At 38.6% G+C, this 17,796-nt stretch carries 17 protein-coding genes and 1 riboswitch; of the genes, 2 read left to right on the top strand and 15 right to left on the bottom strand.

Annotated features, from left to right (window positions below; translation table 11 throughout):
• Window positions 1-9: 9 nt before the first annotated feature.
• The 11 genes from dinB to truB form a co-directional block, all read right to left on the bottom strand.
• On the bottom strand, window positions 10-1,167 hold the full coding sequence (dinB, locus tag GVV22_RS01590; RefSeq protein ID WP_159648458.1) for a DNA polymerase IV: 1,158 nt from the start codon (window positions 1,165-1,167) through the stop codon (window positions 10-12).
• Window positions 1,167-2,807, bottom strand: a complete 1,641-nt coding sequence (gene recN / locus GVV22_RS01595; RefSeq protein WP_159648459.1) for a DNA repair protein RecN — start codon at window positions 2,805-2,807, stop codon at window positions 1,167-1,169. Before recN ends, dinB begins: the two co-directional genes overlap by 1 nt.
• Before the next feature lie 2 nt (window positions 2,808-2,809).
• Window positions 2,810-4,582: a 1-deoxy-D-xylulose-5-phosphate synthase N-terminal domain-containing protein gene (locus GVV22_RS01600; RefSeq protein ID WP_159648460.1), complete on the bottom strand. Its 1,773-nt coding sequence runs from the start codon at window positions 4,580-4,582 to the stop codon at window positions 2,810-2,812.
• Between the two features lie 9 nt (window positions 4,583-4,591).
• Window positions 4,592-5,431 carry a polyprenyl synthetase family protein gene (locus GVV22_RS01605; RefSeq protein ID WP_159648461.1) on the bottom strand — a complete coding sequence of 280 codons (840 nt, stop codon included), beginning with the start codon at window positions 5,429-5,431 and terminating at the stop codon, window positions 4,592-4,594.
• 1 nt (window position 5,432) lies between these two features.
• Window positions 5,433-5,633: an exodeoxyribonuclease VII small subunit gene (gene xseB, locus GVV22_RS01610; protein WP_159648462.1), complete on the bottom strand. Its 201-nt coding sequence runs from the start codon at window positions 5,631-5,633 to the stop codon at window positions 5,433-5,435.
• Entirely contained in the window at window positions 5,630-7,117 is a 1,488-nt protein-coding gene (gene xseA / locus GVV22_RS01615) for an exodeoxyribonuclease VII large subunit (protein WP_236261900.1), read from the bottom strand. The genes xseB and xseA overlap by 4 nt, the downstream gene beginning before the upstream one ends.
• Entirely contained in the window at window positions 7,114-7,518 is a 405-nt protein-coding gene (locus GVV22_RS01620) for a transcription antitermination protein NusB (protein WP_159636285.1), read from the bottom strand. The genes xseA and GVV22_RS01620 overlap by 4 nt, the downstream gene beginning before the upstream one ends.
• Before the next feature lie 36 nt (window positions 7,519-7,554).
• A complete protein-coding gene (locus GVV22_RS01625; protein WP_159636287.1) occupies window positions 7,555-7,884 on the bottom strand; it encodes an Asp23/Gls24 family envelope stress response protein in 330 nt (109 codons plus the stop codon).
• 149 nt (window positions 7,885-8,033) lie between these two features.
• Entirely contained in the window at window positions 8,034-8,549 is a 516-nt protein-coding gene (locus GVV22_RS01630; RefSeq protein ID WP_159648463.1) for a DUF4303 domain-containing protein, read from the bottom strand.
• Window positions 8,550-8,706: 157 nt separating this feature from the next.
• Window positions 8,707-9,642, bottom strand: a complete 936-nt coding sequence (locus GVV22_RS01635; protein ID WP_159648464.1) for a bifunctional riboflavin kinase/FAD synthetase — start codon at window positions 9,640-9,642, stop codon at window positions 8,707-8,709.
• The gene (gene truB / locus GVV22_RS01640; protein WP_159648465.1) at window positions 9,642-10,478 is read right to left on the bottom strand and encodes a tRNA pseudouridine(55) synthase TruB; all 837 of its coding nucleotides are present in this window, start codon (window positions 10,476-10,478) and stop codon (window positions 9,642-9,644) included. The genes GVV22_RS01635 and truB overlap by 1 nt, the downstream gene beginning before the upstream one ends.
• A gap of 110 nt (window positions 10,479-10,588) precedes the next feature.
• Window positions 10,589-10,762, top strand: a riboswitch (Lysine riboswitch).
• 54 nt (window positions 10,763-10,816) lie between these two features.
• On the opposite strand from truB, the gene GVV22_RS01645 reads away from it, so the two are divergent.
• Both GVV22_RS01645 and GVV22_RS01650 read left to right on the top strand, forming a co-directional pair.
• The gene (locus GVV22_RS01645; RefSeq protein ID WP_236261901.1) at window positions 10,817-12,436 is read left to right on the top strand and encodes an ABC transporter substrate-binding protein/permease; all 1,620 of its coding nucleotides are present in this window, start codon (window positions 10,817-10,819) and stop codon (window positions 12,434-12,436) included.
• Window positions 12,436-13,170, top strand: coding sequence for an amino acid ABC transporter ATP-binding protein (locus GVV22_RS01650; protein ID WP_159648466.1), 735 nt, complete (start codon window positions 12,436-12,438; stop codon window positions 13,168-13,170). The genes GVV22_RS01645 and GVV22_RS01650 overlap by 1 nt, the downstream gene beginning before the upstream one ends.
• 34 nt (window positions 13,171-13,204) lie before the next feature.
• On the opposite strand, the gene GVV22_RS01655 is transcribed toward GVV22_RS01650, so the two are convergent.
• The 4 genes from GVV22_RS01655 to rbfA form a co-directional block, all read right to left on the bottom strand.
• The gene (locus tag GVV22_RS01655) at window positions 13,205-15,454 is read right to left on the bottom strand and encodes an ATP-binding cassette domain-containing protein (RefSeq protein ID WP_159648467.1); all 2,250 of its coding nucleotides are present in this window, start codon (window positions 15,452-15,454) and stop codon (window positions 13,205-13,207) included.
• A gap of 112 nt (window positions 15,455-15,566) precedes the next feature.
• On the bottom strand, window positions 15,567-16,298 hold the full coding sequence (locus tag GVV22_RS01660; RefSeq protein ID WP_159648468.1) for a MerR family transcriptional regulator: 732 nt from the start codon (window positions 16,296-16,298) through the stop codon (window positions 15,567-15,569).
• A complete protein-coding gene (locus GVV22_RS01665) occupies window positions 16,285-17,361 on the bottom strand; it encodes a metallophosphoesterase (protein WP_159648469.1) in 1,077 nt (358 codons plus the stop codon). The genes GVV22_RS01660 and GVV22_RS01665 overlap by 14 nt, the downstream gene beginning before the upstream one ends.
• Before the next feature lie 85 nt (window positions 17,362-17,446).
• A complete protein-coding gene (gene rbfA, locus GVV22_RS01670; protein WP_159636303.1) occupies window positions 17,447-17,791 on the bottom strand; it encodes a 30S ribosome-binding factor RbfA in 345 nt (114 codons plus the stop codon).
• Window positions 17,792-17,796 lie beyond the last annotated feature (5 nt).

The following is a 17,796-nucleotide window of genomic DNA, read 5'->3' on the forward strand; positions in this document are numbered from 1 at the left end:
CCACCTCCTTTATTTTTTTATAAGCGTGCTGGTTCGTTTAAATGCATCAATGTTTAGTTCTTTGTTCAAGCGGGAAATAATATCATTAATCGTTGGTTCTTTCAAATCATCAAAGAGATTTAGTTGTTCTATTTTGTCTTCAAGCGTTACAAGGTTTGACATCGATACGGATATGAAAGTAACACCATCCATGCTATCGAACTCTTCATACAGGTCCATCACACGTTCATAAATTAAATGCCTGTCATCTGTATAGTTCTCAAGGGTTAAGGATCTTGCAGCAGTTTTGTAATCAGCCATCCGAATTGCAAACGTTAGTGTTTTCCCTACTAAATCATAGCTTTTCATGCGAAGTGTCATTTGTTCAATTTCATGACGAATCGCATGTTGAATTTCATCCAAGTCGACCATTGGTGTTGTGAACGTTTTTGATTGTCCGACTGACTTTGCTGAGGTATCGGTTTCGATATTTGAATTATCGCGACCATTTGCCTTTTCCACAAAGTTTTGAGCATTATTACCGAGAATGTGGCGAATCGAATTTGGATCTGTTAGCGCCAAATCCTTGATGGTATGAATTCCATAAGCAATTAACTTCGGTACCGTTTTCTTACCTATTCCATGCATTTCGTTGATTGGCAACGGCCACAAGAACTTATCAATTTCACGAATTCGCAGCACCGTAATACCGTTGGGTTTCTGCATATCGCTAGCCATTTTTGCTAGAAATTTATTTGGAGCAACCCCGATAGAAATCGGTAGTTTGAGTTCTTTCAAAACACGTTGTTGAATTTCAACCGCAAGGTCCAGTGGTTTGGGATAATTCCTAATGACATCCGTAACATCAACATAACACTCATCAATACTTGCTTGTTGTAATTTTGTAGAGTAACTCCGGATTATATCCATAAAACGTCGTGACAGGTCATTATACAAGTCGAAATCAATTTCCACGACAACTAAGTTTTGGCATAAACGCTTTGCGTGACTTAATGGCATTGCAGATTGAATTCCGAATTGTCGTGCTTCATAGGAAGCAGTTGTAATTACGGATCCACGGTGGTTTGAACAAACCACCACAGGCTTTCCAATCAAGGATGGATCGGTAATAACATGTGCACTTGCAAAAAATGCATTGATATCAATATGAAAAATTACATTAGCCATTAAAACGATTGCCCTTCTTTTAATAATTCTTGTGCCGCAAGCAGTGAAGCGCTGGATACGGATCCACTCATGATTAACGCAAGCTGTTCCACTTGCTCTTCCGGCGTTAGCTGATCAATGGATGTCATAGTAGCTTCATCTTCTTGAGATTTGGATATTTTGTAATGTTGATGAGCATGCGCAGCTACTGAGCTCAAGTGTGTAATTGTCAGAACTTGTGCGTCTTTTGAAAGATCTTTCATTTTTTGTCCGATTCGCATTCCAACACGTCCGGAAACTCCAGTATCGATTTCATCAAAAACGATTGTATCAATATGTTGAACACGACTGAAAATGACTTTAAGACCGAGCATCAGGCGTGATAACTCACCGCCACTCGCGACTTTGTCGAGTGGGGCTAAATCCTCACCTTTATTCATGCTAACATAGAAGTGTACACTATCATGGCCACTTTGATTTAAGTTTACACTTGAAAATTTGACTTCAAAACGCGCATGTTCGAGCATCAGATCATGCAATTGAACTTCCACAGCCTTCTCCAACTCAACTGCAGCATCGCGACGTTTTACACTTAATGACTTGGCTGCTGCTGTCGCTGCATCGAGTGCAACATCACGAATGTTCTGAAAGTCTTCACGGATTTCATCAAAGTGTTTTGCGCGATGAATCAATGCGTCATAGGTTTCCATGACTGCTAAAATACCCTCAACATCGCCAAATTTACGAAAGTATTGTTGATACTGGTACATGCGTGATTGATATGCATCAAATTCATATGCATCGAATTGCAGTTCATGACTAAGCGCCTGTACGGTATCTCGGACATCTTCGAGTAAAAAATATGCTTCGCGATATTTTTCACCTAGCGGCTCGTTATTTAGCTTTTCATATAACGATAGCCCATCATAAAGACGCGCAAGTGCATCATCTTGTTTGAATATCTCAAGCATATCACTATAAATAGTTTGGTATTGCTCGAAATTTGACATCGTTTCAAGGTTCTCAGTCAAACTTGTATAGTCGTCGACACTTGGTTTGAATTTCTCCAGTTCACGTAACATTGCTTCAGCACGTTCAATCTCGTCCGGCGAAATATCACTGGATTCAAACGTTTCTAAATCTCGTTGTGCTTCTTTATACGTTTGATAAAGCTGAGTATATGTTTCAAGAGATTCTTGTATCGATGCGAACCGATCAAGTAGGTTTAAGTGTTGTTTACTGTTAAGCAAACTTTGAGTTTCATGTTGAGAGTGAATATCAATGAGATATCCTGCTAATTCACGTAATAGTGAAGCAGTCACAATTCGATGATTGATACGAGCGTTGCTCTTCCCGTCACGATTCATATCACGGGAAATGATTATTGGATCACCAGGATCAACATCAAACCCTATTTCCTCAAGATAAGGAACTACTGGATGATTATCAGCGACCGTAAAAATCACTTCTACACGAGAAACATCATCATACTTTCCAACAATACTTGCACTGCTTCGCTGCCCAAATGCAAAATTTAAAGCATCGACAAGCATGGATTTTCCTGATCCAGTTTCACCCGTAAACACGTTGAAATTATCAGATAAGTCTACTGAGATATCTTGAATGAGGATATAGTTTTTAATAGCAAGATGTTGGAGCATAGTTATTTCCCTTCTATCAGTAATCGAATAGCATCATCAATATGTAAGTGATGTGCACGTTTGAGTTCTTTAGATCCAGCTGTTAGTTCGATACCTCTTAAATCAACACACAGAATCTCTAAATCCAGTTTTTGTTCATAGCAGTGACGTAAAATATGATGGTATAATTCGTTGTGAATATCTTCTATATTATAAATAAGAATTTTGTGATGAAACTCCGCAATTTTTTGAAGCAATTCGGAATCAACACTTGATAAATTTCGTGTATTCACAACACCAATATTTAACGAGTTTGCTTCTATTTTTTTTATAAAATCTTGAATTGAGGTTCCAAATGTTAAGATGACCCCTTCACTAGAAACATCAAATGAGTGTGCTATTTCCCAAATGGCATCCAAATCAAGCAATTGAGGCATGTGTTTTTCTGCATCGTTTTGATATCGAATCGCATTAATTCCTGGTTCTTGTAAGATTTTGTTCAATAAACCACTGGCCTCGTTAAGGTCTTTAGGCATATAAACGTTTGCGAAGTGTTCTAAAGCCCCAATATCATAAACTCCTTGTTCAAAACGATTACCTGTTGAATTTAGTCCCGTACCTCGAATAAGGAGGGTCAACGGTAATTCAGAAAGTTTGAATTGATTGTTGATATGACTTTGTATCTCCAACACACGTTGTGAGGATAGTGCTACTACAACACGATATCCCATCCGGACATAGCCAGCAGCCAATGTAATCAATGATTCAGTACTACCAGATGTCACAACATAATTATTTGGGTATGCTTCTGCGAACTCCCTAAAGTAGTCTCCAAAATTAAGTGCGTCTACAAGCAACATCAATTTAGGATCACGAATCCCTACAAGTGTAGAGTCGAAAATCTCATGATAGGTTTTATAATTGTCAGGTGTTGCATCATCCAGTTTAAAATTGGGAAATTCCAACTTACGACGTTGTTTTTTACGAAGACGCGTTTGAACATGAATTAGATTTGGACCCTTCATTGTCTTCGCCATCTCAAAAACACGAACTAAATCACTGATGTTTTGTCCATCAATTGGACCCTGATAATCAATACCAAATTGCGTAAAGATTGTAGGTTCAAGGACAGTCTCTTTCAAAGCATCTCGAACGCGTACCAACGTGTTTAAAATGGGGCGTGAAATTGGATTAGAATCCAAAACAGTCTTCATATCTTTTTTTAAACCGGTATATGTTTTACTAATTCGAATACTTTTTACAAATGTATTCATTGACGTATAGTGACGCAGCAACGATTGTTGTTCATCAATCATCACAATAATGATATTCGGCTTTTCTTTGCTGATTTGAACCAACGATTCATAGGTTAGACCATAATTTAGCGCATGGTCATCGATTACAACAATTGTATGATTTTGCGGAGCATCCAGTGCATATGCAAGGCCGACACCAAGTCCCTCTCCAATATCACCGCCTGTATATGCATCAAAAGGATTGGTAGCATCTAGGGTTAGTGGAATGTTGGTACGCAATGCAAGGTCCTGTGCGCGACCCGTCAAAATTTTATGGGTCATAACTTGTTGACCACCATCAAAAACAACACGGTCTTTGGTCAGGTCAAAAACCTTATGCAAAGCAAGTGTTGTCTCGAGGACATTAATATTTTTTATGATTGTTTCGACATCAAATCGTGTCTCTTGAGCTAAAAATGTTGCGATTTCATCAGTTAGTGCATCAAGCTCTGTTGGTTTAAGATCACGAATCGCATTCGAATTCTTAAATTGATTAAACAAGACTGTCTCCTAAAGATCGCGTTCGATCATTTCTTCAATGAGTTTCTGTAGTTCTGTGCCTTTTAAATCAAGACGATCTAACAGCACTTTAATTTCTTTAAATAGTCCTTCAGTTGCATTTTGTGCACGTTTTAAGCCTAGCAACGTTACGATAGTACTCTTTTCGCGCTCGCCATCACTAAGATGACTCTTACCAATTTCATCACTAGTTTTCGTAACTTCTAAAATATCATCTTGATATTGGAATGCAACTCCAAGTTTCAAACCCAGTGTCCGTGCAGTATCTTGTAGATCATCTTTTCCTGCGATAACAGCAGCCATTTCTAATGCTGCAGCAAACAAACACCCTGTTTTCATTTCATAGCATTGGATAAGTGCCTCGACTGAATCAATGTTATCAACAATATCGAGCTCTTGCCCTAATATCATGCCGTGTGCACCAGCATTACGTGCTAAAATTTCAACGGTTTTCATTTGAATCGTCGGACTCACCGTGTCAGCTTCCGCAAGCGTTGTAAAAGCGGCAGTAAGTAAGCCATCTCCAGCTAAAATCGCCATCCCCTCACCATACACTTTATGATTCGTGGGTTTGAAACGACGGAAATCGTCGTTATCCATAGCAGGTAGATCATCATGGACCAGCGAATACGTGTGAACCATTTCAAGCGCACACGCCTGATTTAATCCGTGATGTAAATCGATACCATAATCAGCAAGTAGACTCAACAGAAGGCGTGGTCGAACGCGCTTACCCCCACTCAACAATGAGTAGGACATTGCATCTTGAACTGTCGTATTCCCATATTCTTGGACTAGCTCTCGTAAACGACTTTCGATCATTAAATTCATGTTATTCTCCTTGGTGCTTCTGAACAAGCTCTTTTACTGTTGTTTCATATTGGGTTAAACGGTTTTGACACTGTTTTGATAATTGTAACCCTTCATCAAACAATGCTATTGCATTGTCTAATGACAAATCGTCCTTTTCAAGCAAAGTCGCAATCTCTGCCAATCGTTTCATTGCTGCTTCAAAATTAAACGTATCACTCATAATGGGTCCTTTCCACTCACTGTAGCCTGAATTACACCATCTTTTACTGCAATAGTTAATGCATCGCCTTCATCAACATTTCTAATGGACGTAATGGGCTCGGAATTCATGGTTACACGAGCAAATCCTTTTGCATAAACTGCTTCTAATTTCGCAACCGGATTGTTGTTGCTTATTGTTTTAATTATATCGCCAAACTGACTGGCTTTCAAGTTGATTAATCGGTCAATACGCCGTTTTAAAGCCACATCAATGTCTTCTGTAAATGTGTAAAATTGTGGTATTTTGCGTTGGATTCCACCAATCGAAAACATCAAACTTTGCTCAAAGTGTTTTCGTTGGACATCTTCTTGACGGATGTGTTGTTCGACGTTGTAGTAGAATTCACTTTCAAAAGTCTTGAGTTGCGCTTTGTTTTCTTGAAACTTAAGATTCAACGCTTTTTCATAACCGTGAATTTGTTGTTGAAGTGTTTGTTTAATCGTATCAAATCGGTATATTTGATGTATTACTTTGTTCTGATGATAATCCAGATACTGTTGTTTAGTTTCAATATAACGTAAAGGGTCTTGCAAATAGCGTTGTGACATAATTGTTTGATAAACTTGTTGATTTTGTCTTAGTTTGTTGCGAACAGACTTATAGTATGCATTTTTATAATCTCTTAAATTTTCGAGTAGATCCTTGGTGTTGGGTGTTGCTTGAACTGCAGCAGCTGTCGGTGTCGCAGCCCGATAGTCTGAAACATAATCTACCAAGGTGACATCACTTTCATGTCCTACTCCGGAAATGATCGGTGTTTTCGAGTTATAAACTGATTCCACCACTTTAGGTTCATTAAATGACCACAAATCTTCAATTGATCCACCGCCACGAGCAAGAATTATAGTGTCGAGATTTAAGGTGTTTGCATAAGCAATTTGTTTAACGATACTATCCACCGCATATTCCCCTTGAACAAACGCATAGAGTACATGAACCTGAGCAACAGGCCATCGTTCGTGTAGTGTTCGCGCAATATCCGCGGCAGCAGCACTTCCTTCGCCAACGATAACCGCAAGATTATGCGGATACTTCGGTATCGTTTTTTTGTGCTCCACAGCAAAATATCCCTTCTCCAAGTATTCTTTCTTTAAAGCTTCAAATTGAATAAATAAATCCCCCAGCCCATCCAAGTTCATGCGTTCAACATAGATTTGGACTGATCCTGTCGACTCAAAGACATCAATTGATCCGTGAATAACAACTTTATCCCCATCTTTAGGTTTAAATTTCACCATACTAGATTTGCTGCGAAACATAACACACGAAACTCTACTTTTCGCATCCTTCAGAGAAAAATAAAAATGCCCACTGTGGTGAGCTTTAAAGTTTGAAAGCTCTCCTACCAATGCGACATTCTTAAAAGACGGATGTTTCTGAATAACACCTTTGAGTTCATTAACAAATTCTGAAACCGTAATGACCTTCTCTTTTGGCATCATATTGCGTCTAATACTCCGTTTATAAATTTGTATGAGTCTTGGTCCGCAAATTCTTTCGCTAAACGCACAGCCTCATCTAAGACAACAACTTTTGCTTGAATTCCGAGTTCTAACTCAGCTGCAGCAATAAGCATAATCGCTTGTTCGATATAACCAAGACGATCAAACTTCCAGTTATTTAAGTATTGATTTAAAGCTAAGCCATAAATCTCTTTTCGTGCAACAGCACGATGAATGACTTCAAGCATTTCTTCACCAAACTCAAATTTGGGAATAAAGTCACTTACATTTGAAATAAAGGCGTTATCTTCCAATACTTCCTCGATTGCTTGATCACGTACTAAGTGAATATACACTGCACGCATTGCATCTTGTCTCTCTACACTACGACTTTTCGTCATAAAACCTCCACACTAAAAGAAGCAGATATCTGCTTCTTAATTAAACTTAAATCCGACGACATTAACGTTGATTGTAACACTGCTGAAGTCAACCATCATTTCAATGTTACGACGTAATTCATCTTGTAATGCTCGAACTACGCGTTCGACATCTTGACCGTACTGAACTCGGACCTTGACATCAATATTAACGTGTCCATTCGCATTGCTTACAGAAAGTGATTTTTTTCCTGTACCATCTTCAAAGAAGATGTGTTTGTTTTCAGCAACTGTAATTGCAACAATGTGATTAAAAACGTTATTTGATACTGCAATTTGACCAAATCCGTCATTTTTTTCTTGAATTAATACATATTCATTTGCCATATTTATCACCTACTACGGCTATTATAACAGAAATATTTGAGAAACAAAAGGCAGCCGATTAATTATTTGGTGTCTCTTTCTCTTTCTAGAGATTTCGACATTTTCGTAGCGTTCTTAATAAAAAAAGCACATCTGTGCTTTCTCGAAATTTAACTATTAAGCCGAGCTTCTCGTTTCGCTTTTAGTGCTGCATAACGCATAAATGAAGCATCGATTGTTTCTTCTGTTCCCATCGCAAGCGTGAGAAATGTCGAATCCTTAGGAATCTTTGCGAAACACTCAGAGCCCTCAAACTCCAACAATGTATTCGTGAGCAATTCTAAATAACTTTCTGGCTTCTTTGCATAATATGCTTCATAAAGATTGTTGGGCATCGGTTGAATAACTGCAATTGCCTGATAGTTCCAATCTCGAATTGAATATCGTAAATCAACAATTGAGACTGTTTCTTCACTATTTCGTTCATAATAGCGGCGTTTTCGATGAAAATCAAACTCCGTATTCATCGACACTGTAATTTCTAGTGTCTCTAGATTTGCCTCCAATGCGAGTGCGTTAAAAATAATATCGATTTCCGAATCTAACAGTGTTTTGACACTTGTTGTTACAGCATCGATGAGATCTCTTTTAAAATTCGCAACTGCGGTTCGTTTACTTACAGTCATAATCATTCCCCTTTGTTAAAAGCGTAACAGATTTTATTTGAAAATCCATCATTTTAAGGTAAATGTATGCCATTTATTAAGTAATAACCGGAGACGATTCTTAGTTTTAAGAAAACTCGTGATTGGAACAACAATGTTGCACAATCACGAGTTAGTTTTACAATTTATCTGCTAAAACAGTTCGTGTTTTTCGTTCGTCTTCTTTCATCTGTTCGACAAGTGCTTCGATTGAATCAAATTTGACCTGTCCGCGAAGATGTTCAACAAATGTATGTTTAATGAGTTCTCCGTAAATATCACGATCAAAGTCTAAGATGTGTGTTTCGACTGACAAACGTTCGGTACTGTCGAATGTCGGATTGTGACCAATACTTAGCATCGCTTTAAAGACTTCGCCTTGCACTTCAACTAAGCCGGCATACACACCTTCAGCTGGTATGACATATTCATCGACAATATCCATATTAGCCGTTGGGAATCCAATTTTACGACCTTGCTTACGACCATCCACAACAAATCCACTGATAACATAATCACGCCCCAATAACTCTGATGCGGTTTTAACATCACCGCGCAATAACGCTTGCGTTATCATTGTTGTGCCAATCTTCTTTTCATTGCTTAAATCTAGCTCATGAATCAATGTATCAAAGAAATAATGGGCGTGTTCTTTTAAGAATGCCACATTACCTTGACCTCGGAATCCAAATTTAAAATCAGCGCCTACAATTAATGCGCGAACATTCATTGATACCAAATAAGCCTCAATAAATTCCATCGGTGACAATTTCGACGTATCTTTTGTAAAATTAATAATAATCAAGTGGTCAATCCCCAGCGACTGTGCGACTCTGACTTTTTCTTTCATCGGCGTAATATGATTTACTTTGTGTTTATCATTAACCACGGTCCATGGATCTGGGTCAAATGTAATAATCGCTGATTCCAGGTTGCGTTCTTTCGCTACGCGAATCGTCTCGTTAATTAAGCTTTGATGCCCTAAATGAAGGCCGTCAAAATATCCAATTGTAGCTGCGATTTCATTGCCAAATGTGTTTAATGTCATATGATCTTTAATTATTGTTTGTTTCATTACCATAATCCTCTCACTGATTTGAACGTCGTTTCATCAATCCGTTCATAAACTGCGTAATACTCGCCTGCGTCCACAAGGACACGGTCCTCAAGAATATCCAATTTCAGTGTCTTTCCATTCTTAACAAAGTGTATCATGCGTTCATTTTCAATTTTTGGCAACTGAATTGCTTCTTTTGTAGGTATCAATTTATCAGCTAATGTGTCCAATGCATCCAATTCAATGCAATCTTCCAACGTAAAACGGCCAACCTGTGTTCGTTTCAAGTAAGACATTGCTCCAATCATTCCTAAACCGGTTGCGATATCTTCACAAAGCGTACGGATATACGTGCCACTGGATACATGTGCTATAAATTCAACGCCCTCAGCATCAAAATGAAGCACATCAATTGCGTAAACTTCGACATCAGCATATAACTGCTTGACCTCTTTGCCCTCTAAAATATAATCGTAGGATCGTTTCCCATCAATTTTTTTTGCTGATACTTTGGGAACGCGTTGATTCTGTTTTCCTATTAATGATGTAACTACCGCTTTAAGTTGCACCTCATCATAAGGTACAAGGGCTCCTTCTTCCTCAGTGTCGCCCCAAATATCTCCAGTATGAGTTCGTAACCCAAATTTTATCTTTGCATGGTAGGTTTTATCTTCAATTCCAAGGTAGGGCAACGCCTTTGTGCCTTGATTTAATGCTAATACTAAAACACCCGTCGCCATTGGATCAAGTGTGCCACTGTGTCCAACTTTTGCACGTGTGTATCGACGTATTTTTGCAACAACATCAAACGATGTCATCGCTTCTGGTTTATTAATACAAATTATTCCGTTCATAAAAGCCCCGTTTCCTTATAAATTATAGCTTTTTTCAACGATTAGTCAAAACGAAATCATCATTTCATTGACATTTTAACGAACAGTGATACGATTATTGATGTTAAAGACATTTTTATAGAGGTAGCGATGCAGATGAGTACATGGTCGAGCCGGCAGGCAATGACACTATGGAAAGGCAACCATCGCCGAACGACTTTTGATTTGCAAGCAAGATTCGTGGGGTTCCAGGTAATACCTGTAACACTCCTTCCAAGAAACCTGGAAGTGGAGCTAGATATCCGAAATTACAAGGACCTCTAGCTATGGGGTCTTTTTCTGTATATATGGAGGAAAATATGTTTCATCGTCGCTTTAAAGTCGCAAGTCTAATACTTGCATGTATGGTAATCCTATCATTACCAACAACTGCTGTTTTTGCAGCAAAGGATAATGTGTTAACAGTCGGTATGGAGTGTAATTATGCCCCGTTCAATTGGACACAAACACAAAAAACTGATTTTTCGGAACCGTTGCCAGATGGTCGATCATACTGTGATGGCTATGACGTTCAAATCGCACGTAAAATAGCCGATAACCTTGGCATGGAACTTAAGGTTAAAAACTATGCGGTCTTTTCCAGCTTGGTTGATGGCGTTCGTATTGGTGATGTTGATCTTGTCATCGCAGGCATGAGTAATACTGAAGAACGTCGTCAAGCAATCGCCTTCACCGATGTTTATTACAAAAGTGAAATGGTTCTCGTTGTGCCCAAAGCAAGCCCTTTAGCCGGTGCGAAATCACTTAAAGATTTTGCGGGAAAACATGTGGCGGCTCAAATCGGAACCCTTCACGACACGCTTATTCCTCAAATTCCTGACGTGAATCATGGAATGCCAATGGAATCTTTTCCGCTTTTAACAACTGCTGTAAAATCAAAAGCAATCGATGCTTTTGTATCTGAAAAACCTGTTGCACAAGCAATTACCAATAGTAATCCCGACTTAACATATGTTGCGTTTGAAGCAGACCAAGGATTCACGGTATCTGAAGAAGATGTAACGGTTTCAATCGGTATCGCGAAAGAAAATACAGAATTATTGGAAGACGTCAACCGGGTTCTCAATAGTCTGACAGACGAAGATCGGGATACTATTATGTATGACGCAATTCTTCGTCAACCTTCATCAGATACATCCGGACAAGAGCAAATGCCTTCTGGATTTATTGCTGGCGTTGGCTTCTTAATTCAAAATTACTGGCCTATGTACCTGAGTGGACTTGGTACCACACTTTTAATTGCACTCTGTGGGACTGCATTTGGTCTTACAATTGGCTTGGTTGTTGCTGGGCTTCGTCAAATCAAAATCAACAAACGGGATAAAGCATTTGTACGTTTCATCAAACATATAAACAGCATCACAACCACGGCTTATGTGCAATACCTGCGTGGTACACCGATGATGGTTCAAGGGATTCTCTTCTATTATGGAATCCGTACCCTTGGCATTGAAATATCACCACTTATTTCAGGGATTGTCGTTATTTCTGTTAATACGTCATCGTATATGTCCGAAGTCATTCGCGCCGGAATTCAGTCGATTGATCCCGGGCAAAACGAAGCAGCACGGGCTTTAGGGATGACAGAAATTCAAACACTGCGTTTCGTTATCTTACCACAAGCGTTACGTAATGCTTTGCCGGCGATTGGGAACGAATTTGTTGTTAATATTAAAGATTCTTCAGTATTAAACGTTATTCTCGTTGCAGAGCTTTTCTTCCAAGGGAACCGAATCTCCGGGATTTACTACCGTCAAATGGAATCATTCTTTATCGTATCCATGATTTACTTATCACTAACACTAATTTCAACCAAGATTTTATCAATCATCGAAACCCATATGGATGCGCCTAAAGGAAACTATCCAAACTCACAAACGCATAAAGCGAACTTCGATACATTGAAAGGAGAAGAATAATGTCATTTCTAAAAATTGAACATCTGAGTAAATCATTTGGTGATTTACTTGTCCTTAAAGACATAAATCTTGAAATCACCAAAGGTGAAGTAGTTACTGTTATTGGTTCAAGTGGAAGTGGTAAATCAACACTGCTCCGTTGTATCAACCTCCTTGAAGAATTTGACGAAGGTAAAGTTTTCTTTAATGATTTAGAGGTTAATGATCCTCAAATCGATGTTAATAAATACCGTTCACAAGTGGGAATTATTTTCCAATCATTTAACCTTTTCAGCAACATGACGGTTCTTGAAAATCTCATGGTTGGCCCGATACGTGTATTGAAAGAGAATCCTAAGGATGTCGAACAAGAAGCACTTAAGAACCTTGAACGAGTTGGAATGCTTAATTTTAAAGATGCCTCTGTCAAACGGCTTTCAGGCGGTCAGAAACAACGCGTTGCGATTGCTCGGGCACTGACCATGAAACCTGAATTTCTCCTCTTAGACGAGCCTACAAGTGCACTAGATCCAGAAATGGTCGGCGAAGTCTTGCAAGTCGTCAAAGATCTTGCAGATGAAGGCTTCACAATGTTTATTGTCACCCACGAAATGGCTTTCGCTAAAGAAGTGAGCGACCGTATTTTATTTATGGAACAAGGCATCATCTTAGAAGAAGGATCTCCTGATGAACTTTTCAATAGCCCGAAACATGAGCGGGTGCGACAATTCTTGAATCGCTTTAATCAACTCTGACCATATAAAAAACCGCCTCTATCGAAGCGGTTTTTTATATGTAGTTTTTAGTAAGCGATTCTGGTGCATTAAAGATATCTTGAGGTGCGCCTTCAAAAACAACACGACCACCTTGACTACCACCCTGTGGTCCCATATCAATGATATGATCGGCAACCCGCATCACTTCAAGATTATGCTCAATTATAATTACAGTACTGCCTGAATCGACTAAACGATCGATAATTCGCATAAAGGTATCAATATCCGACATGTGCAATCCGGTTGTAGGCTCATCCAATACATACAAATCACTTTGCTTGTGTAATTCACTCGCCAATTTAATCCGTTGCGCCTCGCCGCCAGAAATGGTGTCGAGCGGTTGGCCTAACGATAAGTAATGGACCCCCACTTCAGCAAGCGTAATCAATGTCTTTCGAATTGTTTTATCATCAAAGAAATCGACTGCTTCTTCGACAGTTAATGCGCCCACTTCAATAATATTAAGACCTTTATAGCGGTAATTGATAACTTCTGGGATATAGCGATTACCACCGCATACATGACAAATCGTTTCAACATCTTCCATAAACGCCAAGTCAGTAACAATAACCCCTCGTCCTTTACATTCAGGACACGCTCCTTTGGAGTTGAATGAAAAAAGTGCCTTATCGACATCGTTTGCTTTCGCAAAAACTGTTCGAATTTTATCGAAAATGCCTGTGTAAGTCATTAAATTAGAACGAGAACTTGTATGGAGTTGTTTTTGATCGATTACAACCGCCTCTGGGTAATGGCTCATAAATTCTTGATGAATTAAAGATGATTTACCACTTCCGGCAACGCCAGTCACAACAGTCAAAACATTTTTAGGTATCGATACACTTACATTTTTAAGATTGTTAGTGTTGGCGTTCTCAATTGTATAGAATCCTGTGCTAGGACGCAGAGTGTCTTTAAACGCTGGAAGTGCATGTAAATGCAAACCGGTAAGTGTTTGTGATGCAAGTAGTCCTTCATAAGATCCTTCAAACATAATTTCGCCACCATGAATTCCTGCCAGCGGCCCTACGTCAACGAGATGATCCGCAACTTTGATAACATCCCGATCATGTTCAACAATAATGACAGTATTCCCTGCATCGCGTAGATCACGAAGCATACCATTTAGGTTTTCGACATCACGAGGGTGCAAGCCTACACTCGGTTCATCAAAAATGTAAATAAGTCCATTCAAACTGCTGCTTAAATGCTTCATCATCTTAACCCTTTGCGACTCACCTCCTGATAAGGTACTCGTTTCACGGGTTAATGTTAAGTATTCTAAACTCATCTGTATGAGTTGGTTGACTCGTTTCAGTGCTTCTTCAACGATTGGTTTGATCGATTCAACATTTTGTATCTCTTCCAAGAAACCCTTTAATTCTGTTAATTCCATATCCGTAACATCAAAAATGTTTAAGTCTCCAATTTTGCAATCTAGAATTGCAGGAGCATAACGTGTTCCGTGACATTTTGTACACGTTTGTAATGTGGTATACCTTTGAACGATATCTTGTGTTCGTTTGGAGTGTCCGCTTAGGTCTCGGGTAATAAACATTGAACGAAACTTCGCTAAAACCCCTTCATATTCAAGATTTGTTGGTTTTGACCCTCCAGGTCCCACGATCTGCACTTTGCGCTTACTTCCATATAGCAGTAATTCCAAAGTTTCATCATCGTATTGATTTAACGGTAAATCAAGATCAAACCATCCAGACGCTTCGTAAATTTGGAAATACCACGATTCCCGATCAAACACAGGAAATGTAATAGCGCCATCATTAAGAGATCGTGTCATGTCCAATATTAAGTCAACACGAGGTTCAATTCGTTTGCCAATGCCCTGGCATGATTCGCACATACCAGCTGGATCATTGAAAGAAAACATGGATGCTGTACCAGCTGAAGGCAATCCGATTCTTGAAAAAATAGTTCGTAAGAACGCATTTATATCCGTTATTGTACCTAAAGTTGAACGGGCGTTACCACCAATTCGTTTTTGATCAATAATAATCGCTGGATTTAGATTTGTAATGCTATCAACAGATGGTTTGTCGACTTTTGGAAGGAAGTTTTGAATAAATGTTGAGTACGTTTGATTCAGTTGTCGTGTCGCCTCATTTGCGATTGTATCGAAAACGATTGAGGATTTTCCAGATCCCGATACACCCGTAAAGACAGTTATCTTATTTTTCGGAATATCTAAATCAATATTCCTAAGATTGTTTGTGGTCATACCACGTAATTTTAATTGTTGTTCCATAGGCTATCTCCAATTCTATAAAAACTATAGCACATTAATGCAAGAAACAAACTTAAGTATCAATAACTTGGAAATAGATAACATAAGTTTATCTAAGGACATTAAGGTTTAATTATAGGTTTTGAAAGAAACTATAATCCTGTTGATAATGTTGTGCAACCAATCCTTGGGATAAACACAGTGTATACAGTGCATGCATCCCTTGATGCTGATAGAGATTCATCTTGTATAAATAATTCAAGGCATCTAAAGCTACTTTATACGCTTCTTCCGGTTGCTTATTGTCAAAGTCTTGTAATACCTCACGAACGTGTTCTAAGGACCACACTGCCGCCTTTATAGTTTTAATAATCAATAGACGTGCAATCTGATTCGCATCATACATTCGATAGTTATTGTCTTTATTCCGTGACGGGACAACCAGCCCCTCTTTTTCCCAGTGTCGTAATGTAGTATCCGGTACATCAATCAGCTGAGAAACTTCTTGAATCGATAACTTACGTTTTAACTTCAATTCTCTAAAGATGTCACCCGATGTAAACATGTTGACTGTCTTTTGGGCATGTGATAGTTCACGAATTAACTCAGCCTGATGTCTTGAACAGATTAAGAGGGCTTCATTTGCTTTGCCGTCCATCATACACGCCATGACTTGAATAATCTGGCTACGACTAAAGCCGGCTTGCATTGCTAATACGCAAGCCATATATTCTACATGTTTTGGCTCATACTTCCGATATCCGTTTGCATTTCGAATGGACGGAGGAATCAATCCTTCATCTTCATACTTACGAACAGTCGATGTACTAATATTAAACTGTTTTGCTACATCAATGGGTCTCACAGAATCCTCCTAAGGCATCAAAATACCACCCGACTTCACCATTATGTTTCCCATAGTAACCAGTCGAAGTTTTCAAAAGTGGGTGAAACAGATCATACTTAGACACTTGAAGCACTGTATCTGTGACATCATCAATAACTTCACTTTTTACTTCATCTACAAATGATTCATGAATCCACGCTTCATTGCCAGTACTCCGTTGTTTCACCCGTATGAATTCTGGCTTTTTATCCAGTATCTCGACTTCACGATCCATCCACGATATATGGGTTCCTTTATTTCCGTCTTGATGATTTAAAATGGAATAATAGTCAAATCCATCGACATAGTCAACTGTAAAATGACCTTGCTCATAGATGAGAACGTTTAGTTGACCATCGTCCTTGATAACATTTCCACCATCAATGGAATAGATGTTCTTTATGACGTCCAAGATTGGCTTATGATCGATTGTTTGATTGTGGTACAAACAGACAGGATAATGACCTACAATAACTGGTTTCTCAAATTGCGCATCAACCAAACCGAAGTATGGCATTGTTTGAATTAAATCAACATCTTGATCTGCAAGTGACTTTTGCTCAAGACCTGCATGGACAAGTGTAAATACATCTGTTTCGATAATATTGGGCAATGCACCCAAGAAGTCGATATATTCTGGATAGTGTGATTTCAGTAAGGTACGCGCTTCGTGCATATTCATGTCTGGGGTAATGGTAACACCAATAGCTACTAACATTTCATGAATCAGCGATTGTGGTCGATTATTTATATAATTACGCAACATCTCAAAGTGTTCCGGATTATCTAGATATTGCAATGTCTCACAATTCCCTTGAACAATATGAATTTCATGGGTCTTCGAAAGTTCATACGTGTAGCGTACAGTTTCAAGAGATGCAGCCCCCTTTTCGGTTAAATCTCCATTAATAATCAGAACATCATTAGTATTGAATTGAACACGGTGGAGCATCTGCTTAAACCGTTCTAAATTTCCGTGAATATCTGAAGTAATGAGAACGCGTTGATGCTTTTTAATTTCAAGTTGTTTAATAATTGGCATTGTGAGACTCCTTTACAAAATATACTATGATTGTATCACTAAGACACTAAAAAAAGGAACCCATCATTTGATAGGTTCCTTTTTCTTATTCTTCGTCTTTACGAAGTGATTCTAAGATTGTATCAATTCGTGTTCCATGTTCACTTGATTCATCTAATTTAAAGAGTAACTCAGGTGTACGACGGATTGACAATGATTTTGCAACTTCAGAACGAAGGATTCCCTTCGCACGACGTAATGCTTCCATTCCTTTTTTCTTATCTTTATCTTGTAAGAAACTGACGTAGATGGTGGCAAATGAGAAATCATTTGTTACTTCAACATCTGTAATACTTACAAATGATAAGCTTGGATCGTTTAAACGATTTACAATTAAAGGTGCAAGTTCACGTTTAATAATTGATTCAATACGTTCTTTTTTAACTGACATTGTAA

Source organism: Erysipelothrix aquatica (assembly GCF_009828825.1).
Lineage (GTDB): Bacteria > Bacillota_I > Bacilli_A > Erysipelotrichales > Erysipelotrichaceae > Erysipelothrix > Erysipelothrix aquatica_A.